The 19,255-nt window shown below is 61.2% G+C and carries 20 protein-coding genes, 1 tRNA gene and 1 pseudogene; 12 read left to right on the plus strand and 10 right to left on the minus strand.

Annotated features, from left to right (window positions below; genetic code table 11):
* A pseudogene (locus BMW66_RS20885) lies at positions 1 to 152 on the plus strand (IS3 family transposase); the annotation flags it as partial.
* Between the two features lie 515 nt (positions 153 to 667).
* Here BMW66_RS20885 and BMW66_RS20425 read toward each other — a convergent pair.
* The 4 genes from BMW66_RS20425 to BMW66_RS17920 form a co-directional block, all read right to left on the minus strand.
* Positions 668 to 1,714 carry a hypothetical protein gene (locus BMW66_RS20425; RefSeq protein ID WP_175483310.1) on the minus strand — a complete coding sequence of 349 codons (1,047 nt, stop codon included), beginning with the start codon at positions 1,712 to 1,714 and terminating at the stop codon, positions 668 to 670.
* A 424-nt stretch (positions 1,715 to 2,138) separates the two neighbouring features.
* Positions 2,139 to 3,029 (minus strand): tyrosine-type recombinase/integrase, encoded by an 891-nt coding sequence (locus BMW66_RS17915; protein ID WP_093120452.1) that lies wholly within the window; start codon positions 3,027 to 3,029, stop codon positions 2,139 to 2,141.
* Entirely contained in the window at positions 3,016 to 3,189 is a 174-nt protein-coding gene (locus BMW66_RS20430) for a hypothetical protein (RefSeq protein ID WP_175483311.1), read from the minus strand. The genes BMW66_RS17915 and BMW66_RS20430 overlap by 14 nt, the downstream gene beginning before the upstream one ends.
* A gap of 877 nt (positions 3,190 to 4,066) precedes the next feature.
* Positions 4,067 to 4,140, minus strand: a tRNA-Cys gene (locus BMW66_RS17920).
* Positions 4,141 to 4,390: 250 nt separating this feature from the next.
* On the opposite strand from BMW66_RS17920, the gene BMW66_RS17925 reads away from it, so the two are divergent.
* The 4 genes from BMW66_RS17925 to ilvD all read left to right on the plus strand — a co-directional run bounded on the left by BMW66_RS17925 (position 4,391) and on the right by ilvD (position 9,287).
* A complete protein-coding gene (locus tag BMW66_RS17925; protein WP_093120454.1) occupies positions 4,391 to 5,044 on the plus strand; it encodes a protein-L-isoaspartate O-methyltransferase family protein in 654 nt (217 codons plus the stop codon).
* Between the two features lie 55 nt (positions 5,045 to 5,099).
* Positions 5,100 to 6,494: a TolC family outer membrane protein gene (locus BMW66_RS17930; RefSeq protein ID WP_245729543.1), complete on the plus strand. Its 1,395-nt coding sequence runs from the start codon at positions 5,100 to 5,102 to the stop codon at positions 6,492 to 6,494.
* A gap of 74 nt (positions 6,495 to 6,568) precedes the next feature.
* Positions 6,569 to 7,282, plus strand: coding sequence for a hypothetical protein (locus BMW66_RS17935; RefSeq protein ID WP_093120457.1), 714 nt, complete (start codon positions 6,569 to 6,571; stop codon positions 7,280 to 7,282).
* Between the two features lie 154 nt (positions 7,283 to 7,436).
* The gene (gene ilvD / locus BMW66_RS17940; protein ID WP_093120458.1) at positions 7,437 to 9,287 is read left to right on the plus strand and encodes a dihydroxy-acid dehydratase; all 1,851 of its coding nucleotides are present in this window, start codon (positions 7,437 to 7,439) and stop codon (positions 9,285 to 9,287) included.
* Between the two features lie 396 nt (positions 9,288 to 9,683).
* Here ilvD and BMW66_RS17945 read toward each other — a convergent pair whose 3' ends face one another.
* Entirely contained in the window at positions 9,684 to 10,604 is a 921-nt protein-coding gene (locus BMW66_RS17945) for a manganese-dependent inorganic pyrophosphatase (protein WP_093120460.1), read from the minus strand.
* A gap of 306 nt (positions 10,605 to 10,910) precedes the next feature.
* On the opposite strand from BMW66_RS17945, the gene groES reads away from it, so the two are divergent.
* Both groES and groL read left to right on the plus strand, forming a co-directional pair.
* On the plus strand, positions 10,911 to 11,222 hold the full coding sequence (groES, locus tag BMW66_RS17950; RefSeq protein ID WP_093120461.1) for a co-chaperone GroES: 312 nt from the start codon (positions 10,911 to 10,913) through the stop codon (positions 11,220 to 11,222).
* A gap of 58 nt (positions 11,223 to 11,280) precedes the next feature.
* A complete protein-coding gene (gene groL, locus BMW66_RS17955; RefSeq protein ID WP_093120462.1) occupies positions 11,281 to 12,930 on the plus strand; it encodes a chaperonin GroEL in 1,650 nt (549 codons plus the stop codon).
* A gap of 62 nt (positions 12,931 to 12,992) precedes the next feature.
* Here groL and BMW66_RS17960 read toward each other — a convergent pair whose 3' ends face one another.
* Positions 12,993 to 13,448, minus strand: a complete 456-nt coding sequence (locus BMW66_RS17960; protein ID WP_093120464.1) for an NUDIX domain-containing protein — start codon at positions 13,446 to 13,448, stop codon at positions 12,993 to 12,995.
* Positions 13,449 to 13,489: 41 nt separating this feature from the next.
* Between BMW66_RS17960 and BMW66_RS17965 the strand changes: the two genes are divergently transcribed.
* Together BMW66_RS17965 and BMW66_RS17970 are read left to right on the plus strand one after the other, a co-directional pair.
* Positions 13,490 to 14,251, plus strand: a complete 762-nt coding sequence (locus BMW66_RS17965; protein WP_093120466.1) for an esterase/lipase family protein — start codon at positions 13,490 to 13,492, stop codon at positions 14,249 to 14,251.
* Positions 14,252 to 14,260: 9 nt separating this feature from the next.
* A complete protein-coding gene (locus BMW66_RS17970; RefSeq protein ID WP_342741888.1) occupies positions 14,261 to 15,391 on the plus strand; it encodes an alpha-D-ribose 1-methylphosphonate 5-triphosphate diphosphatase in 1,131 nt (376 codons plus the stop codon).
* Between the two features lie 113 nt (positions 15,392 to 15,504).
* On the opposite strand, the gene BMW66_RS17975 is transcribed toward BMW66_RS17970, so the two are convergent.
* From BMW66_RS17975 to BMW66_RS17985, 3 genes are read right to left on the minus strand one after another with little or no spacing between them, the layout of a single operon-like run.
* Positions 15,505 to 16,581 (minus strand): 5-(carboxyamino)imidazole ribonucleotide synthase, encoded by a 1,077-nt coding sequence (locus BMW66_RS17975; protein WP_093120475.1) that lies wholly within the window; start codon positions 16,579 to 16,581, stop codon positions 15,505 to 15,507.
* Positions 16,574 to 17,062, minus strand: a complete 489-nt coding sequence (gene purE / locus BMW66_RS17980) for a 5-(carboxyamino)imidazole ribonucleotide mutase (RefSeq protein WP_093120469.1) — start codon at positions 17,060 to 17,062, stop codon at positions 16,574 to 16,576. The genes BMW66_RS17975 and purE overlap by 8 nt, the downstream gene beginning before the upstream one ends.
* A gap of 47 nt (positions 17,063 to 17,109) precedes the next feature.
* Positions 17,110 to 17,334, minus strand: a complete 225-nt coding sequence (locus tag BMW66_RS17985) for a YdcH family protein (protein ID WP_093120470.1) — start codon at positions 17,332 to 17,334, stop codon at positions 17,110 to 17,112.
* A gap of 160 nt (positions 17,335 to 17,494) precedes the next feature.
* On the opposite strand from BMW66_RS17985, the gene BMW66_RS17990 reads away from it, so the two are divergent.
* From BMW66_RS17990 to BMW66_RS18000, 3 genes are all read left to right on the plus strand, one after another.
* Positions 17,495 to 17,908 (plus strand): Hsp20 family protein, encoded by a 414-nt coding sequence (locus BMW66_RS17990; protein ID WP_093120471.1) that lies wholly within the window; start codon positions 17,495 to 17,497, stop codon positions 17,906 to 17,908.
* Positions 17,909 to 17,912: 4 nt separating this feature from the next.
* Complete coding sequence (locus tag BMW66_RS17995; RefSeq protein WP_093120472.1) at positions 17,913 to 18,140, plus strand: DUF1150 family protein; 228 nt, start codon at positions 17,913 to 17,915, stop codon at positions 18,138 to 18,140.
* 216 nt (positions 18,141 to 18,356) lie between these two features.
* Positions 18,357 to 18,905: a hypothetical protein gene (locus BMW66_RS18000; RefSeq protein ID WP_093120473.1), complete on the plus strand. Its 549-nt coding sequence runs from the start codon at positions 18,357 to 18,359 to the stop codon at positions 18,903 to 18,905.
* 17 nt (positions 18,906 to 18,922) lie between these two features.
* On the opposite strand, the gene BMW66_RS18005 is transcribed toward BMW66_RS18000, so the two are convergent.
* Positions 18,923 to 19,255 (minus strand): transposase (locus BMW66_RS18005; protein WP_139196244.1); only part of this gene is annotated, 333 nt, incomplete at its 5' end.

Below are 19,255 nucleotides of genomic sequence, written 5' to 3' on the forward strand. Positions count from 1 at the left end.
ATTACAACAGGGAGCGTCCGCACAGCAGCCTGAAGTATCAGACCCCGGAGGAGTTCGCAGCCGCAAGGCCCTTCGACAAAACGCAATGGGCGCAGCCGCTTGAGCTACCTGATGGCTCCGCGCCCGCGCCCATTGCTCGCGCCGCCGAATGATGGCACACAAAAGGAGAACAGGCTCGACTTACGAGTGGCCCTGAAAAAAGGGGCAGGTCAGCGGCACCCGAGACCACGATGAAGTGCATCCTTGGGTGGGGCTTGTCGGGCGTGGCGACAATGGATGGAGTTATGCCACTTGGCGAAAAGGCAGCTTCAGTACAACTGTGAATCCGGGTTTGGCATACACCTTTGCCACCGAAGAAGCCGCCCTAGAATTCGCTAGAAGTTTTCCGTTCGGCGGGAAGAAGTCCGCCAAGCGCCTAACTGTTCTAGGTAGTCCAACTTCTCAGGGTGATCGATACTGGCAGCGATAAACTAGACCGCGTCAGCTGATCCATCTGGTTCAGCTGACCGGCCCATACCAGCCGCTCGCCGATGACGCATAGGGCGGCCGCTTTCCGCACCTCCCTACTCATGACCTTTTCGGTCTCGAACAAACTGAACGCTCGCAGCGAACGAGGAGCAACACATTTTAACGGCACCTCCGGAAGGTTTCGCCGCGTAGAAATACTCTACCTGCATCGCTCAAGCTCAGCCATGGCCTCACTCGCAAGCTTTTCCGCTTGGGAAAACAGGGTCATCTCCAATTCGTAGAGTGGTGGTTGCTTATGAAGACTGCGTTGGACGCTGTTTAGAAGTTGCAAATAGCTCTGGTACCCGTGGCGAGGGGCAATGACCGTCCATCCTTGGCGCTGCAGTTCTTTCGCAGAGAAATCTGCTTGGCGCGAAAAGCCTCGGTTGCTTATATTGTCACCCGTCTTCTTGTTGCGACCTGGAAGGTACGGGAAGACGACCCGCTCACCTCCCATAAGATACTGTGCTGCATTCAATGCTACCGCCACGCGGGCATCGTAAATCGCGTACTTGGCGGGATGTGCTACGGATAGGAGCTTTGAGTAACTCGCGACTCCTTTTATCGGTGTTCTTGGATCATTCACTTCCGCCACCTGAACATAGCGCAGTAAGGTTTTATCCTGGTTTCCTCGGATCCCGCCCCAGTCCGATATGATCCATCTGGCCATTTTGCGACGTGCGCCGGGACTCTCGATCCATTTTTTGTGAAGTAGCTGTTTTAGCGTCACATTCTGGTCGTAACCATGTCCTTCGAGCCGATCATAATCATCTTCCGTAAGTGAATCTCCAAAAATCCTAATTAGTGATTTCTGCCCCGGAATTATCCAATTGTATGATTCAGGAAGCAGGCCAAGACTAAAACCTTCCAAATGTTCTCCGGCGAAAAACGAAACAAAGTTGTCTACGATTCCATCGGATAGAGCCGATGCCTTGCCTGATATAGAGGCGCTCCTCAATTCTTTATCTTTCAGCTTTCGGAACCTCGCACAGAGTTCGGGAATGGCCCTTTCTTCCCAAAATTCCCGTGATACCATACCTCCTGACATGCCACCTTCGTTAAGCTCAGGAACCGCGACAAAGTCATCACCGTCTGGAGCCTGCTTATGCAAGGTCTCTCCAGTGAGTTCCAGAAATTTCTTTCGAATGACGGCTTCGAGCTCTCTTTCATCTGCCGGAAGAGGCTGTTCAGCAAGCTGATCGATCATACGCCTCCACAAAACAGGGTCGCCTCGAAGGCCCCATTGCTTCGGGAGAGGTAGAAAAACGCTAATGAAGGTCATATTCGCGATTATTACACGTAATCAACGAACCACCAACCTGCAATCAAAGCGGGCAAAGCCCTATAGGTCGCCACGCCTCCAGCAGCATTGCCGAGAGTGCCCGACATGTCGAATGGCCGCTTTGGTCCGCATTGCTGCTGTATGAGATCGGCGCAGCGAACGGCAGGTCGCCGCCCTTTCGAAGGGGGCTAGCGCCAACAATTTCGCCAGTGTCGCCGGTTGATTGCCACCTATGAAGGGCGATGCTGTCCTGTCCGCATCTGCTGCGCCTGAACGGCCCGTATGCGCTGACGGACCTTCTTTGTGTAATGCTGCACCATCGCCGGGCTTTGACCCGTCACCGCGGCGATCAGGTCGTCACCGCAACCGGCCTCCAGAAGCTCACAGGCGGCGTTGTAGCGCCAGCTGTGAATATCGTAGGCCACGCCCCGATTTGCTCTCTGACCTTTCTGACGGCCGCTGACGCGCCTCTGTAGGACCAACGGTTGGTGCCCCGCTCATTTGTCAGGATGTATACCGAGTGGCGACTGGCGACGTCGAGGGCCGCCTGTAGCTCGGGCAGGATCGGCACCCAAAGCTCTTTCGAGGTTTTACTTTGCCGGACCCAGACTGCGCCGTTCTCGATGTTCGACCAGCGCATGGACAGCACGTCGCCAATTCTCTGGCCGGTGCCAACGCAAAGCTCCATGACGAGGCGTTCTCGGGTGCCGAGGTCGCAATGCGCCCGGTACACGTCAAGAAGCTCGCGCGGCCACGGCTCGCGCTCCGTCTTTGCCGTCTTGATTTCCGGCACGCCTCGGGCGGGGTTGGTTTCCCGCCAGCCAAGGTCAACGCAGTGTTCCATGAGAACACGCAACACGCGGAGCGAATAGTTGGCGAAGTATGCTTTTTCGGCGTTTGCATCACGCAGCCGGATCACGTCCTTGCGTTGCATCTTCGCCGGGTTTGAAGCGCCCATGATCTCGCGGAAGAAGTCCAGATACTTGTCGTAATCCAGACCCGTTCGCGGCTTGAGGTTCTTATATCGCGGGGATTTTCTATAGTGGTCGATCAACGCCCCAAAATTGCGCGCCACCACTTTGCGGGGCCTGTCTTTCTGAGAGAGGATGCCAGCATACTCAGTCCAGAAGTCCGCCGTTCCAAATTCGGCTTGGAACTTTTGCGACGGCCACCCGCGCCGTTGGAAGTAAAGCCCGTTCTTCTGCCTGTAGACGTGCTTTGGAAGCTCACGTTTTGCCATGGCGCATGTCTATCCTGTCAAAATCATCGGCATCATGCTCTGTCGAGAGGACAATCTCAATCTTTCTGCCCTCGATGATAACCCGACTGACCGACTTTCCCGCATTTTCAAAGGCGGTGAGCAGGCTCAGTGCCGATTGTTCGAGTTTGGTGGAGGCCATCTTTCTACACCCGCCAGAAGGGCAGGGATGCCACGCGGCGGACCGCTGAAGCATGCGATGACGTTTCCGAGCAGCGCGACACCGTCGCGATCTGCATAAAAACACCACTGATCCTATCCAAGCCCATAGCTAGCCCCTTAGAATTTCAGTTCGCGCGCCGGTTCGGACGAATGGAAGCCCATGCAAACTGTTCTGAGGTTCAAGCTACGACGCAGTGATCACCCCGGCAAATCGGAGATCACGACGCCTCACCACTAGACACATATAGAGACGTGTAACAATTGAAATATTATGTGATCGAATTTGACTTTGGTCGCTGCCACCACTTTTGGTCGTTGTCACCACTAGAGGGATATATAACCAAGAAAGGGGGATATCCGGCCCGACCGCTCGAAGATCGAGGCGGTCGGGCAGGGTGGCACGCCCGGTTTTACCGGAGGCGCGGGACAAGGAAGTCTAGGGCAATGCTCGCAAGCTGCGCGTCGCCCTGGACAACCTTGTCTGCGAGGGGGGAGACAAAAGGCTGATGGAAACCTTCGGACACACCCCCGTGCCCGAAACGCCTCTGGCTTTACCGCGCATCGCGTCAACGCTGCGGCTCCGCCGCTGAGTGCGGCAGCGCCGGTGCACCGCGAACCGTCACGCCACATGCTTAGAAAGTGAGAGCCAGCGCGCGCGGGGCGAACGCTAGAGCGTGCTGACTGGCGAACTGTGACTTTCCGCTGCGTGCCGTAGCTGACACAGCGCTATTTTTAAGAGCTTGGGCGGTGTTCTGCTACGCCGAAAAAGCGAACAGAACAAAAACAGAATGTTTAGACAAATGTTTAGACGCGCCGTGTCGCGTTTTTCAGAAATCAGCTAAGTGGTTGATTTTAAATGGAGGCGAGTACCGGAATCGAACCGGTGTACACGGATTTGCAATCCGCTGCGTAACCACTCCGCCAACTCGCCTTCGGTGGTAACATGTCCCGGCGGCCCACCGTCAGGGTGGCGCATACATGATGTTTTTTCGATCGCATCGCAAGCCCTTTTTCCACTGCGAGGGCGGGTTTGACACACGCTGTTCCGTGTCGGCCTGTCGTTTTGCCGGACCCCGTTTGGCATTGCCATGGCGCGCGTTGTGCGACCACGCCAGACATTGCCGCCGCCCGGTATCTGTGGCATGAGATGGCCAAGGACTGCCGCAAGAGGTGATTGTTTGATGACTGATTACTCTGCACGCCGTACCACGATGGTGGATACGCAGGTGCGCACGGCCGATGTGACCAAATTTCCAATCATCGAGGCGATGCTCTCTGTCCCGCGCGAGGCTTTCGTGCCGCGCGCGAAACGGGAGATGGCATACGTCGGTGAGAACCTGCCGTTCGACACTGATCGTGTGCTGCTGGATCCGCGCACATTTGCCAAGATGCTTGATGCGCTCAATATACAAAGTGACGATCTCGTGCTGGATATCGGATCGGGCCTCGGTTACTCGGCGGCGGTGATCGCGCGCATGGCCGAGGCAGTGGTCGCTGTCGAGGATGACGAGGACCGGGTGTCCGAGGCTCAGTCGATTCTGGCGGAACACGACGCCGACAATGTGATCATGCACTTTGGGCCCCTGCAAGAGGGGGCGGCGGAGCACGGGCCCTATGATGTGATCTGCATCCAGGGCGCGGTGGATTTCGTGCCCGAGGCAGTTCTGGATCAGCTGAAAGAGGGCGGGCGGATTGCCGTTCTCTTTTCCGAAGAGAGGCTTGGCGTGGTGCGCATCGGCTATCGCATCGATGGCGAGATGTCGTGGCGGTTCTTGTTTAACGCCGGAGCGCCAGTTCTGCCGGGGTTCAAGAAACACTTCGCATTTGCGCTTTGAGGACTCTCCATACATCATTTGAGAAACCAGCAGGGCAGGCAGCATGATCGCAACAGTGAAACGCAGAATCGCGGCCGGAATCGCCGTCCTGATCGTGGCAGGCTCGCCGATGGTATCGGCCGCTGAATCGCTTGGCGACGCGCTGGCCGATGCATATCGAAACAGCGGCCTTCTGGAGCAGAATCGCGCACTCCTGCGTGCGGCAGATGAAGATGTGGCCACCACGCTTTCGCAGTTGCGGCCGATTCTGAACTGGACGGCCTCCTTGTCGCGCAACTTCGGGACCAACCGAACCAACCTTGGATCGAGCGGCATCTCGCGCAACGAGGTGTCGCTTGGTCTGTCGGCGGAGCTGCTGATCTACGATGGCGGAGAGTCGCAGCTTGCGATGGAGGCGGCAAAGGAGACCGTGCTCGCCACACGGCAGACTCTTGTGTCGATAGAGCAGCAGGTTTTGCTGGAGGCGGTCAATGCCTTCATGAACGTGCGCAGGGACAGTGAGACGGTCGCGTTGCGACAGAACAATCTTCGGCTTATCACGCGCGAATTGCGGGCGGCCGAGGATCGGTTCGAGGTGGGAGAGGTGACGCGCACGGATGTGGCGCTGGCCGAAGCGCGGCTGGCGGGCGCGCGGGCGGAACTTGCCGTGGCGCAGGGCAATCTGATGCAGAGCCGTGAGCAATATGCCGCGGCTGTGGGGCGTGAACCTGGCTCTCTGACCCCGCCGCCGCGCCTTCCGACATTGGCCAATTCTCTGGATGAGGCGAAAGCGGTCGCGGTGCGTACGCATCCCGAGATCCGTTCGGTGCAGCACCAGGTGAGTGCGGCGGAACTCAACGTCGCACGCAACGAGGCCACGATGTCGCCGACAGTGAAGCTTCGGGGCAGCTATGGCCTGACCGAACAGACGAACTCGTCGGACTATTCTCGCGGCGGCTCGGTCTCTCTCGATCTGACGCAGCCGATCTATCAGGGCGGGCGGATTTCCGCCCTTGTGCGCAAGGCGATGGCGCAACGCGATGCGCAGCGGGCGAACCTGCATGTCGCGGGTCTTTCGGTACGGCAGCAAGTGGGCAATGCCTGGGCCAACCTCTTGTCGTCGCGTGCGCAGATCGAGGCCAGCCAGCGTCAGGTGCAGGCCGCGCAGATTGCCTTTGAGGGGGTACGCGAGGAGGCGACCCTCGGCGCACGAACGACGCTTGATGTGCTCAACGCGGAGCAGGAGCTTCTGAACGCTCGATCGAACCTGATTTCGGCGCAGTCGGGCCAGATCGTCGCGGCGTATAGCGTGCTTTCGACCATGGGCCTTCTGACGGCCGATCACCTCAACCTGAATGTCGAGCAATACGATCCTCTCGAATACTACAACCAGGTGAAGACCGCTCCGACGAGCATGTCGCGGCAAGGCCGGCAACTCGACAAGTTGCTCAAGCGACTCGGCAAAGAGTGACAATTCTCGCTATCTGTTGTCTGAACGACAGGTAGGGAGTAAACTTCCCTCAGAGGCGAGAGTGGTAATCCAGCATGTCTGATCCAGTGAGCAATGCGCAAATCGAGGATGTTCTGTCCTCCATCCGGCGACTTGTATCGGAGGATGGGCGCACGTCCAAAACCTCGATTTCCAAGTCAGAAGGGGTTGAAACGGGTTCCGACAAACTGGTTCTGACACCGGCGCTTCGCGTCACCGAAGGCGAAGAGTCCGTGCCCGAATCGGCGGAGGAGATCGCGGAGAGTTCCGCGCCCGAAGAGACACAGGACCACAATTCCCTTGATCTGACCCTTCTGTCTGGCGACGGAGAAGGCGCGTGGGCGTCGGATGTTGCCGCGGCGGATGACGAGCGGGAGCAACATCCCACGCTGTCGGACTCTGGACGCGATGAGCCATACGAACCTGACACACCCGGCGAGAGCGACTATGCGGGCACAGAGGTGGATGCGCTTGCCTGGGAAGATCACACCGATGACGAAGAAGATGATTTGTCTGGTATCGGGACAGACTCCGGGGAGGACTATCTGGCCCGCGATGCCGAGACGTTCGAGGTGGATGGTACTGCGGAGGATTTGGCCGGGGTCGACGGTGAGGAGTCGTTCATCGACGAGGAGATGCTGCGTGATCTGGTTGCCGATATCGTCCGGCAGGAGCTTCAGGGCGCGCTTGGTGAGCGGATCACCCGCAATGTCCGCAAGCTGGTGCGGCGCGAGATTCATCGCGCGCTGACGGCGCATGATCTCAACTGAGTCGTTCACGATCTGATCGCGCAGAAATCGGGACAAAGTCAGAGTGCGCAGAGATCTTTCGCATTTTCACAAGCCGCGCTCCTGGCGCTTGCGCCGGGACGGTCTGCCGCGTATGAGTCTTTCGATTTAGCCATGCGACGCGAAAGGTTACGCCATGCCCGATCTCCGTTCCAAGACCTCGACTTTCGGTCGCCGCATGGCCGCGGCGCGCGCATTGTGGCGCGCCACCGGCATGCAGGATGGCGATTTTGGCAAGCCGATCGTCGCGGTGGTCAACTCTTTCACGCAGTTCGTGCCCGGCCATGTCCATCTCAAGGACATGGGGCAACTGGTTGCCGCGGAGATCGAAAAGGCTGGTGGTGTGGCCAAGGAAATGAACACCATCGCGGTCGATGACGGGATCGCCATGGGGCATGACGGGATGCTGTATTCGCTGCCGTCGCGTGAGATTATTGCCGACAGCGTGGAGTACATGATCAATGCCCATTGCGTGGATGCGATGGTTTGCATTTCGAATTGCGACAAGATCACGCCGGGCATGCTCATGGCGTCCATGCGTCTGAATATCCCGACGGTTTTCGTGTCGGGCGGGCCGATGGAGGCGGGTAAGGTCATCCTTCAGGATGGCGAGAGCAAGGCGGATCTTGTCACTGCGATCGTGGGGGCCACCGACGACAGCCGCAGCGACGAGGATGTGGGCAAGCTGGAACGCTCTGCCTGTCCGACCTGCGGATCCTGTTCGGGGATGTTCACCGCCAATTCGATGAACTGCCTTGCCGAGGCGCTCGGGCTGGCGCTGCCGGGCAACGGCTCTCTGCTGGCGACCCACGCCAAGCGGCGCGCGCTTTTCGAGGAGGCGGGTCACCGCATCGTGGATCTTGCCGAACGCTGGTACAAGCATGACGACGCGAGCGCCCTGCCACGCGGAATCGCCACTTATGAGGCGTTCGAGAATGCCATGGCACTCGACATCGCGATGGGCGGGTCCACGAATACGGTGCTGCACCTTCTTGCCATGGCGTATGAGGGCGACGTGCCCTTCGTCATGGCCGACATGGACCGGCTGAGCCGGCAGATCCCGCATCTGTGCAAGGTCGCGCCTTCCACGCCGGAGTATCACATGGAGGATGTGCACCGCGCCGGCGGGATCGCCCGCATCCTTGGGGAGCTTGACCGCGCGGGCAAGATTCACCGCGATTGCGCTACGGTGCATGAGCGGACCATGGGTGAGTTCATCGACAAATGGGACGTGCGGCGCAGTCCCGGCAATGCGGCGCAGGACTTCTATCGCGCCGCGCCGGGTGGCGTGCGGACCACGCAGGCGTTCAGCCAGGACCGTTATTACGCCGATCTCGATCTGGACACCGAAGGCGGATGCGTGCGCGATTACGCCCATGCCTACAGCAAAGAGGGCGGTCTTTGCGTGTTGTTCGGAAATCTGGCCGAACAGGGCTGCATCGTCAAAACCGCGGGCGTTATCGAGGACATGTATGAGTTCGAGGGCACCGCGAAGGTGTTCGAAAGCCAGGACGACGCGATGAACGGTATTTTGCGGGGCGAGGTCGAGCCCGGCTCTGTCGTGATCGTGCGTTATGAGGGTCCAAAGGGGGGGCCGGGGATGCAGGAGATGCTTTACCCGACCGCCTATCTGAAATCCAAGGGCCTCGACAAGACCTGCGCGCTGGTGACGGACGGGCGATTCTCGGGGGGATCGGCGGGGCTTTCGATCGGGCATGTGTCGCCGGAGGCGGCGGAAAAGGGCGTGATCGGGCTGGTGGAGGATGGTGACAAGATCACCATCTCGATCCCCAATCGGTCTATTGAGTTGAACGTGGACGAGGCCGAGATCGCGCGGCGGCGCGAGGCGCATCCGCAGGCGAATCGCAAGGCATGGAAGGCGCTTGGGCGGCCCCGGGCGGTGTCCACGGCGCTGAAAGCATACGCCGCGCATGTGGCGAATGCCTCGGTCGGGGCGGTGCGGATTCTGGACGAAGAGGATCTGTGACGCGGCCCCTGCGGTGCCGAAAAACCCGTTTCGGTATCGCGTCGGTATAACGTCGGTATTTTGTCGGTGCTGCAGCGCGGCATCGCGTGTCGGCGGGGTGGTCGACCTGATGTGTCCGATGCGCAGGGCGGACCGGCGGTCAATCTCGACAGCACAGCAGAGGGCGAGCGTCGGGCCGTGGGCTGGCGCCGCAACATTCGAGCGAGGCACTTTATGCCTGCCAAGTTCATGTGAGATATGAGCGTTTCGCGCGGGTGGCAAAGCGCCAGACCGCCGGACGGTCTCAATGTCCGAGAGCGGCCATTCAGGGAGCGGCGATCGCGCATCGGGTCGATGGCGGAATGAAAAAGAGGCGCCCCGGCGGGCGCCCTCGTCTTTCCGGCGCCGAAACCGGGCTCAGACCTTCAGGTTGGGGATGATCTGCTTCTTGCGGCTCATGACGCCGGGCAGCACCACGGTATCGCCCGCGATGCTGGCGCCAAAACTTTTCTCGGCTACGGATTTCACCAGATCGTTGGGCACCAGAAGCGTGGCTTCCTCGTTGAGGATGTCCACGACGAAAAGAAGCACCTGATCCACGCCATCCTCGGTGGCAACGGTCTTCATCGCCTCCGCAAGGCTGTCCTTGCGGTCGAGCACGATGCCGGGCGCGGTGGTTTCCAGAACGGAGACGCGGAACTTCGTGCCGTCCACCGTGTATTCTTTCGAATCCATCCGCAGCAGCTCGGCATCGGAGAAGGCCGAGACATCGGATTTCGCGGCGAACATGTCCGCGGCATAGGCCGCGATGTCAATCCCGAGATCGCTGGCGAGTCCTTCGGCCACCGCGCGGTCATGGGGCGTGGTGGTGGGAGAGCGGAATTCGAGCGTGTCGCTGAGGATGCAGGTCAGTGCCGCGCCCTTGGCCCAGTCGGGCATCTTGGCGGCGTCTTCGCCCATCAGATCGATCATGATCGTGGCGGTGCAGGCCAGCGGACGGATGGTGATGTCGATTGGCGCCTTTGTCTCCAGCCCGCCGGCGAGCTTGTGGTGGTCGATGATCGCCTGAACGTCTGCCTTGTTGATGTTGGCGGGCAGTTCTGCGGGGTTGTTGGTGTCCACCACGACGCAGGGCGCATCCTCTTCGATATCGGAAATGATCGCCGGTTTCGGAAGGTTCCAGCGCTCCAGCATGAAGGCGGCTTCGGAGCTGGGCTCGCCCAGAAGAACGGCCTCCGCAGTTTCGCCTTTGACCTCGTTGAGATACCAGGCCCAGAGAATCGGGGAGCCGGTGGAATCGGTGTCGGGAGATTTATGTCCGAATACTTTGATGGTCATTGCTCACTTGTCCTTCATGGGCGGATCGGTTTCGCGCGCCTTATAGGGGGGCAAGGGCCGAATGTCACCCTGTCACGGCAGGCTGCGACCTCTCGGCGGGCGCCGGTGTGACATGTTCCGAAGTCGTCTGTTCAGGGCCCTGAAAATGTGCCGGAAACCGGCGCTGCAAATTGCGCATTCGGATATTGACAGTGACGGGGGGTGCGCTTAGCTATGCGTCGTTATCACTCGACTACGGTGAGTGCTAACACCCCCCCGGATGCCCGGAGGGTCTGGAGGAAACATAAAGCTAGGGAGTAGCTAGCAATGGCATTCAAACCGCTGCATGACCGTGTTCTGGTCCGTCGTGTCGAAAGCGACGAAAAAACCGCCGGTGGGCTGATCATCCCCGACAGCGCCAAGGAAAAGCCGGCAGAAGGCGTTGTTGTCGCCTGCGGTGACGGGGCCCGCAAGGATTCCGGTGAACTGATCGATATGGCCGTGAAGGCCGGTGACAAGGTTCTGTTCGGCAAGTGGTCGGGCACCGAGGTGACCGTCGATGGCGAAGAGTTCCTGATCATGAAGGAAAACGACATCCTCGGCATCATCGAGGGCGCGTCCGAAGCCAAGGCCGCCTGAACGCCTCGCGTGATTTCAGGCACACCGATCAAAACGGAATAATTGAGGAGACATCCCTATGTCTGCAAAAGACTTGAAATTTGAAAACGACGCCCGCCAGAAAATTCTGCGCGGCGTTGACACCCTGGCCAACGCGGTCAAGGTGACGCTCGGCCCGAAAGGCCGCAACGTGGTGCTGGACAAATCGTTCGGCTCTCCGCGGATCACCAAGGACGGTGTTTCGGTCGCCAAGGAAATCGAACTTGAAGACAAGTTCGAGAACATGGGCGCGCAGATGGTGAAAGAAGTCGCCAGCCGCACCAATGACGAGGCCGGCGACGGCACCACCACCGCCACGGTGCTGGCTCAGGCCATCATCAAGGAAGGCATGAAGTCCGTGACCGCGGGTATGAACCCGATGGACCTCAAGCGTGGTATCGACCTTGCCACCACCAAGGTTGTGGAAGCCATTCGGGCGGCGGCGCGTCCGGTCAATGACAGCGCCGAAGTCGCACAGGTCGGCACCATTTCGGCCAACGGCGAAACCGAGATCGGCCGTCAGATCGCGGATGCGATGCAGAAGGTCGGCAACGAGGGTGTCATCACCGTCGAGGAAAACCGCGGCCTTGAAACCGAGACCGACGTGGTCGAGGGGATGCAGTTCGACCGTGGCTACCTGTCGCCCTATTTCGTCACCAACTCCGACAAGATGGTTGCCGAGCTGGACGACTGCATGATCCTGCTGCACGAGAAGAAACTCTCGTCGCTGCAACCGATGGTGCCGCTGCTTGAGCAGGTCATCCAGTCGCAGAAGCCGCTTCTGATCATCGCGGAAGACGTGGAAGGCGAAGCGCTTGCCACCCTCGTGGTCAACAAGCTGCGCGGCGGTCTGAAGATCTCTGCCGTCAAGGCGCCGGGCTTCGGCGATCGCCGCAAATCCATGCTTCAGGACATCGCCATCCTGACCGGCGGTCAGGTGATTTCCGAAGATCTTGGCATGAAGCTCGAGAATGTCACGATGGACATGCTCGGCACGGCCAAGAAGGTCACCATCACCAAGGATGAGACGACCATCGTGGATGGTGCTGGCCAGAAGGCCGAGATCGAAGCCCGCGTGGCCCAGATTCGCAACCAGATCGAGGAAACCACCAGCGACTACGACAAGGAAAAGCTGCAGGAGCGTGTGGCGAAACTTGCCGGTGGTGTGGCGGTGATCCGCGTTGGCGGCATGACCGAAACCGAGGTGAAAGAGCGCAAGGATCGCGTCGATGACGCGCTCAACGCGACGCGCGCCGCCGTTCAGGAAGGCATCGTTGTCGGCGGGGGTGTCGCCCTTGTCCAGGCCGCGAAGAAGCTTGAGGGTCTGACGGGTGAAAACTCTGACCAGAACGCCGGTATCGCCATTGTGCGCAAGGCGTTGGAATGGCCGCTGCGTCAGATCGCCGAGAACGCGGGCGTGGACGGATCGGTCGTTGCCGGCAAGATCCGCGAAAGCGACGACCTGAAGTTCGGCTACAACGCGCAGACCGATGAATATGGCGACATGTTCAAGTTTGGCGTGATCGATCCGGCCAAGGTTGTGCGCACCGCGATGGAGGATGCCTCTTCGATTGCTGGTCTGCTCATCACCACCGAGGTGATGGTGGCAGACAAGCCGCAGAAAGAAGGCTCCGGCGGCGGCGGCATGCCCGACATGGGCGGCATGGGCGGCATGGGCGGCATGATGTAAGCCGTTCTGCCCGAACGAATGGGAAAGGGGTCGCCTTGGCGGCCCCTTTTCTTTTGCGCGGATCAGCGCACGATCGGCTCCAGCGGGTCGTAGCCGAAGCCGCGGCCCCATGCGACATGCGGCAGGCTGTCGGGTTTGAAGCGCATCCCCTCCATCTGTTCACGGGTGACGAAGAGGCGGTCGGTCACGATCCCCTCGGGGTCGTGCCAGTCGGGTGAGAGGGTCCCGGCGGTGATCGCGGCGCGGAAGTAGATGTCCACCTGGTGAAACGTGCCTTCGGGGTCATGAAATTCGTTCACGAGGCAGGGGGCGCCGACACGAATCGTCAGGCCGGTTTCCTCGTGGACCTCTCGGGCGAGATTTTCCGGCAGGGAGGTGCCGCGCACCACGCCGCCGCCCGGGGCGCACCACAGATCGCCGCGCCGTGCGGGGTAAGCGTTGACCAGAAGCAGGCGATTGTCGTGCAGGATCACCGCACGTGTGGCAAGGCGGGGGCAGGGGGCATTTTGTGATGTCATGAGGCTTCTTTTGGCGCGCGAAAGCGATTATCTCAAGGCCCATGCGTTTGCTTGCCCTGATCCTCTTGCTATGGCCCGGTGCCGCCCTGGCCGATTGCGTCGTGTTGCTGCACGGGCTGGCGCGCAGTGATGCGAGCTTTCTCGTGATGGATGCGGTGCTGGAGTCGGAGGGCTACGACGTGGTGCGCCCGGACTATGACTCGACTGCGGCGCGGGTGGAAACGCTGGCCGCACCGACGCTGGCGGAGGCTGTGGCGGACTGCCGCGGGGACAAGGTGCATTTCGTGACCCACTCGATGGGCGGTATCCTGCTGCGGCACTGGCTTGGCGACAACCGGCCGGATCGGCTTGGCCGGGTGGTGATGTTGGGTCCGCCGAATCACGGTACGCCGCTTGTCGATGCACTGAAGGATCTCGACCTGTTCTACTGGATGCACGGGCCTGCGGGGATGCAGATGGCGACCGACGGGCTTTCGGCGGAATTGCCGCCCGTGGATTTCGAACTTGGCGTGATTGCGGGGGACCGGACGCTCAACCCCTATTTCTCCTACCTGATTCCGGGGCCGGATGACGGCAAGGTCTCGGTCAACTCGACCCGGGTGGAGGGGATGGCGGATCATATCGTGCTGCCGGTCACGCATACGTTCATGATGAACAACCCGCTGGTGATCGCGCAGGTGGTGCATTTTCTGGAGAACGGTCGGTTCCGGCATTCCCTGACGCTTGGCGATATGCTGTTTGGCGGGCCGCAATCCGGCAGCGGTGCGCCTGCACCTTGCGATCCGGCGACCGGCTGCCGGTAGGGGATGGGCATGGACCTGCGGTTGAGCGGTGAGGTGCTGGGCGCCGGGGGGTTTGTCGAGGGCAGAGTTGACCTTTCGGGCGGGCGGATTGTCGGAGCCGGCGGGGGACGCGACGTCGATCTGTCGGGGTTCTGGATTCTGCCGGGACTCGTCGATGCGCATGGCGACGGGTTCGAGCGGCATCTTGCGCCCCGGCGCGGTGCGATGCGCGATCTTGGGCAGGGGTTGATGGCCTGCGATGCGGAGTTGGCGGCCAGTGGCATCACCACCGCCGTTCTGGCGCAATTCTTCAGTTGGGAAGGCGGAATGCGCGGCCCCGATTTCGCTCAGCGTTTCCTTGAGGCGCTGGAGCGGACGCCAATGGCCACCGCAATCTTCCCGCAGCTTCGTCTTGAGACGCATCTGCTGGACGAATACTCGCGGTTCGCGGCCGTCGTGGCGGCGCACGACGTGCCCTATGTCGTGTTCAACGATCACCTGCCGCACACAGCGCTGGCAAAGGGAAAGCGTCCGCCGCGACTGACGGGCCAGGCGCTCAAGAGCGGGCGCAGCCCCGAGGCGCATCTGGCCCTTCTGGAAGAGATGTTCACACGGCGCGGTGAGGTGCCGGGGCGGGTTGCGGCGCTGGCGCGCGATTTGCGGGCGCGCGGCGTGCACCTTGGCAGCCATGACGACCGCGACGCGGCCGCGCGTGAGGGATGGCGGGCGGCGGGCGTTTCGATCTGCGAGTTTCCCGAGACGCGCGCGGCGGCGGAGGCGGCGCGTGAGGGGGGGGATTTCATCGTGCTCGGCGCACCGAACATCGTGCGCGGGGGATCGCATTCCGGCAACGTGGCGGCCGCCGACCTGGTGGAGGCGGGGCTGTGCGATGCGCTGGCTTCCGACTATCATTACCCTGCGCCGGTGCAGGCTGTGTTCCGACTTGTGGAGGACGGGGTGTGCGATTTTCAGGCGGCGTGGCGGCTTGTCTCGGAAGGGCCGGCGCGCATGCTTGGCCTGCGTGATCGGGGACGGATCGCGCCGGGGCTGCGCGCCGATCTGGTGGTGATCGATCCGCAGACAAAGCGCGTGGGCGCGACATTCGTGGCGGGGCGGGTGAGTCATATGACGGGCCGTGTGGCCGAGCGGTTCATGCGGTGACCTGGCGGTGCGCGCGTACCGCGCGCGCATGTCAGTTTGCGCTCGGGCCGCGCAGGCCCCGGGGCGCTGCCCCGGACCCGAGGTATTTCACCCGAGAAGACAGACTGGATGGATCATTTTTGTGCGGGTTGAACCCGATTGACGTGACCCATCTTGCGGCCCGGCTTCACCTCGGCCTTGCCATAGAGGTGCAACGCGCATTGCGGCTCTTGCAGGAGGGCGGGCAGGCGGTTGATGTCGTCGCCGATGAGGTTTTCCATCACCACGTCGCAATGCCGTTTCCCGTCGCCCAACGGCAGGCCTGCAATGGCGCGGATATGCTGTTCGAACTGATCCACGGCGCAACCGTTCTGCGTCCAGTGGCCGGAGTTATGCACACGCGGGGCGATTTCATTGACGACGAGCCCTTGAGGCGTCACGAAAAGCTCCACCCCCATGACGCCAACATAGTCCAACCTATTGAGGACACTGGCGGCCAGAAGCACCGCGTCGGTGCGCTGCGCCGGGCCCAGCCGCGCGGGCACGGTGGTGGTGCGCAGGATGCCGCCCTCGTGGACGTTCTCGCCGGGATCGAAACAGGCCACGTCGCCCGACAGCCCGCGCGCGGCGATGACCGAAATCTCGTGGCTGAAGTCCACGAAGCCTTCGAGGATGGCGGGCGCGCCGGCCATGTCATCCAGCGCGGCCCCGGCGACGGCAGGCGCGTCGATACGCACCTGCCCCTTGCCGTCATAGCCGAAGCGGCGGGTTTTCAGGATCGCGGGGGTGCCCGTGGCAGCGATCGCGCTGTCCAATTCGGCCGCAGTGCCGACCGGCGCGAAGGGGGCGGTGGCAAGCCCCAGATCCCGAAGGAATTGCTTTTCGGTCAATCGATCCTGCGAGATGCGCAGCGCCTCGCGGCCCGGACGGATGGGGCGGTGCGCCTCCAGCAGGTCGAGAGCGGATGTGGGGACGTTCTCGAACTCGTAGGTGATCACGTCCACAGCGCCGGCAAACCGTGTGAGCGCCGCCTCGTCTTCATAGGGGGCCGTGGTCACCGCCGCGGCGACATGCCCGGCGGGCGGATTGGCGCCCGGTTCATAGATGTGGGTGCGGTAGCCGAGGCGGGCGGCGGCGACCGAGAGCATGCGGCCGAGCTGCCCGCCGCCGAGAATGCCGATGGTGCTACCGGAGGGGAGGGGGTCAGTCATCTTGCGGCTCATCGGGAATGGAGGCGGACAGGGCGGCGCGCCATGCGTCGAGGCGGGCAGCCAGCGCGGGATCGTTCAGGGCAAGGATGCCCGCAGCCATCAGCCCGGCATTGGCCGCGCCGGCCGCGCCGATGGCCATGGTCGCGACGGGAAAGCCCCGGGGCATCTGGACGATGGAATAAAGACTGTCCACGCCGGACAATGCGCGGGTCTGGATTGGCACGCCGATCACCGGCACGCGCGTCTTGGAGGCCATCATGCCGGGCAGATGCGCCGCGCCGCCCGCACCCGCGATGATCACTTTCAGGCCCCGTTCCGCCGCTGCCGCACCATATTTCCAGAGCCGGTCGGGGGTGCGGTGGGCCGAGACGATCTTTGCCTCATGGGCAATGTCCAGCTCATCGAGGATGTCCGCCGCAGTGCGCATTGTGGGCCAGTCCGACTGACTGCCCATGATGATGCCAACCTCTATATCCGTCATGATCCGCCTCTGCCTGAAAGAGCGCGCACTATAGCCGGATCAGCGGCTCACGCAATGATGTCCGGAGTCAGGCGATCCTCGATCCGGGAGATCAGATCCTTGAGGTGGAGTTTCTCTTTCTTCAGGCGCCGGATGGTGAGCTGATCGCCGGTGCCACGTTCGACAAGAGCGGAGATCGCCTCATCGAGATCGCGATGCTTGCGCCGGAATACCTCTAGCTCCACCCGCAGCACATCATCGTTTTTCATCGACAGATCGGTGGGGGCGTTCATCGGCAGGTCATCCCGGAAGTGGTGTGGTCCCGCATCATAGCGATCCCGCAGGGGTGTGCAAAGCCCTTGCGCTCCTCCATCGGCTTTCCCATATTTGGTAATGAACGGGTCGCCGAAACGGGGCCTGCCATCTCACTGTCGCTTATGCAAGGACGTGTCCATGACGAAAATGACCCTGGGTTCTTATCCCCATATGCTGGGGTTCGAGCAGTTGGAAAGCCTGCTGGAACGCACGGCGAAAAGCGGAAACGAAGGATATCCGCCGTTCAACATCGAACAGACATCTGACTATTCCTATCGCATCACCCTTGCGGTGGCGGGATTCTCCGAAAACGATCTTTCCATCACGGTGGAGGACCGTCAGCTTGTGATCCGTGGCCGCCAGACCGACAACGGCGAGGATCGCGTTTTCCTGCATCGCGGGATCGCGGCGCGCCAGTTTCAGCGGTCTTTCGTGCTGGCCGACCGGGTGGAAGTGGGCGAAGCGACGATGGAGAACGGTCTGCTGCATGTGGATCTGACCCGTGCCCGCCCGGAAACAGTGGTCCAGACAATTCAGATCAAAAAGGGGTAAAACCATGTATACCAAGTTCGATTTCAACGACGCCGATGAGGGCCGGATCGTCTATATCCGCCCGGTTAATGTCGCGGATTTGCCTCAGGACATTCGTGAACAGGTCGAGGGGGCCGAGACACTTTATGCTGTCCACTCGACCGACGGAGAGCGGCTTGCGCTTGTGCGCGACCGCGAGATGGCCTTCGTGCTGGCGCGGCAGAACGATCTGGCGCCGGTCACCGTTCACTGACGGGAATCGCGCTTTTCGCGGCGCCCATAAACTGACGAGATACGTAGCCCCGGCCATTTGGTCGGGGTTTTTTGTGCAGTCCCGGTTTGCGGAGCAGGCACGCGATCGTGACCAGGCGTGTCGTTGGGCGGAGCGGTGCGCATGTTACCGTCGGGATCAAGGGAGCTTTACGCAAGGTTATCCCTGAAGGTTCTACGACAAGGAGGGCTTTGAAAGATGAAAGGATTTATCGGAAAACTGGGTTTGGCGTGTGTTCTGGCGACGCCGCTCGCGGCGCAGGATGCGCCGTTCGGCACCTCGCAGGATATCGAGTATGCCGATAAGCTGTGGGCCGAGATGCAGGAGCAGGGCCTGGTTGGCGAAGATGCCATTCTGGCGCTTCCCTATGAGGGTCGCGAGCCGCACGGCCTTATGCTGGAGACATTCTATTCGACTGCGCAGATCGCGGATCATACGGGCACACTCGTGGTCAAGCGCAACTATGGCCCCGAGGGCGTGACCGGAGATGAGGTGCTGAGCGATCCGGCGGCGCATCTGGGGTCGGTCACCGTTATGTATCAGCGCGCGCCCGGCTATGACGATGAGACCGGCAACTGGTTTTATGCCAAATACCTGCCGGATGGCACATTGGACCGCAATCCGAAGGACATGGCGCTTGCCGGGCTGGTCGGCAAGGGGGCCGATGCCGGGTGCATCGCCTGCCATCAGGGCGCGGCGCCGGATTACCTGTTTACCACGGATGCCAAGCTGCCGGGGATGCAGTAACGCGTCGTGGTTTCGCTCTAGGATGCGGACTCATAATGCCTTGCCCAGAGGCGGGAGCAAGCCATGAGCACCGCAGCGAGATAGTTGCGGGCGGATTTCTCGTAGCGTGTCGCGATCTTGCGGAAGTGTTTGAGCTTGTTGAAGAACCTCTCCACGAGGTTGCGCTGCCGATAGATCGCGGGATCGACCGAGCGTTGCACATTGCGGTCGCGCTGGGTCGGGATGTGGCCGCGTCCGCCATGCGCGGCGATCAGCTCGAGGATCGCGCGGGCGTCGTAGCCCCGATCCGCCACCACATCGCCCGGCGCCGGATGGGCGGCCAGCAGGTCGGCCACCGCCGCCTTGTCCGA

The sequence above is a fragment of the Salinihabitans flavidus genome, from assembly GCF_900110425.1.
Taxonomy (GTDB): Bacteria; Pseudomonadota; Alphaproteobacteria; order Rhodobacterales; family Rhodobacteraceae; genus Salinihabitans; species Salinihabitans flavidus.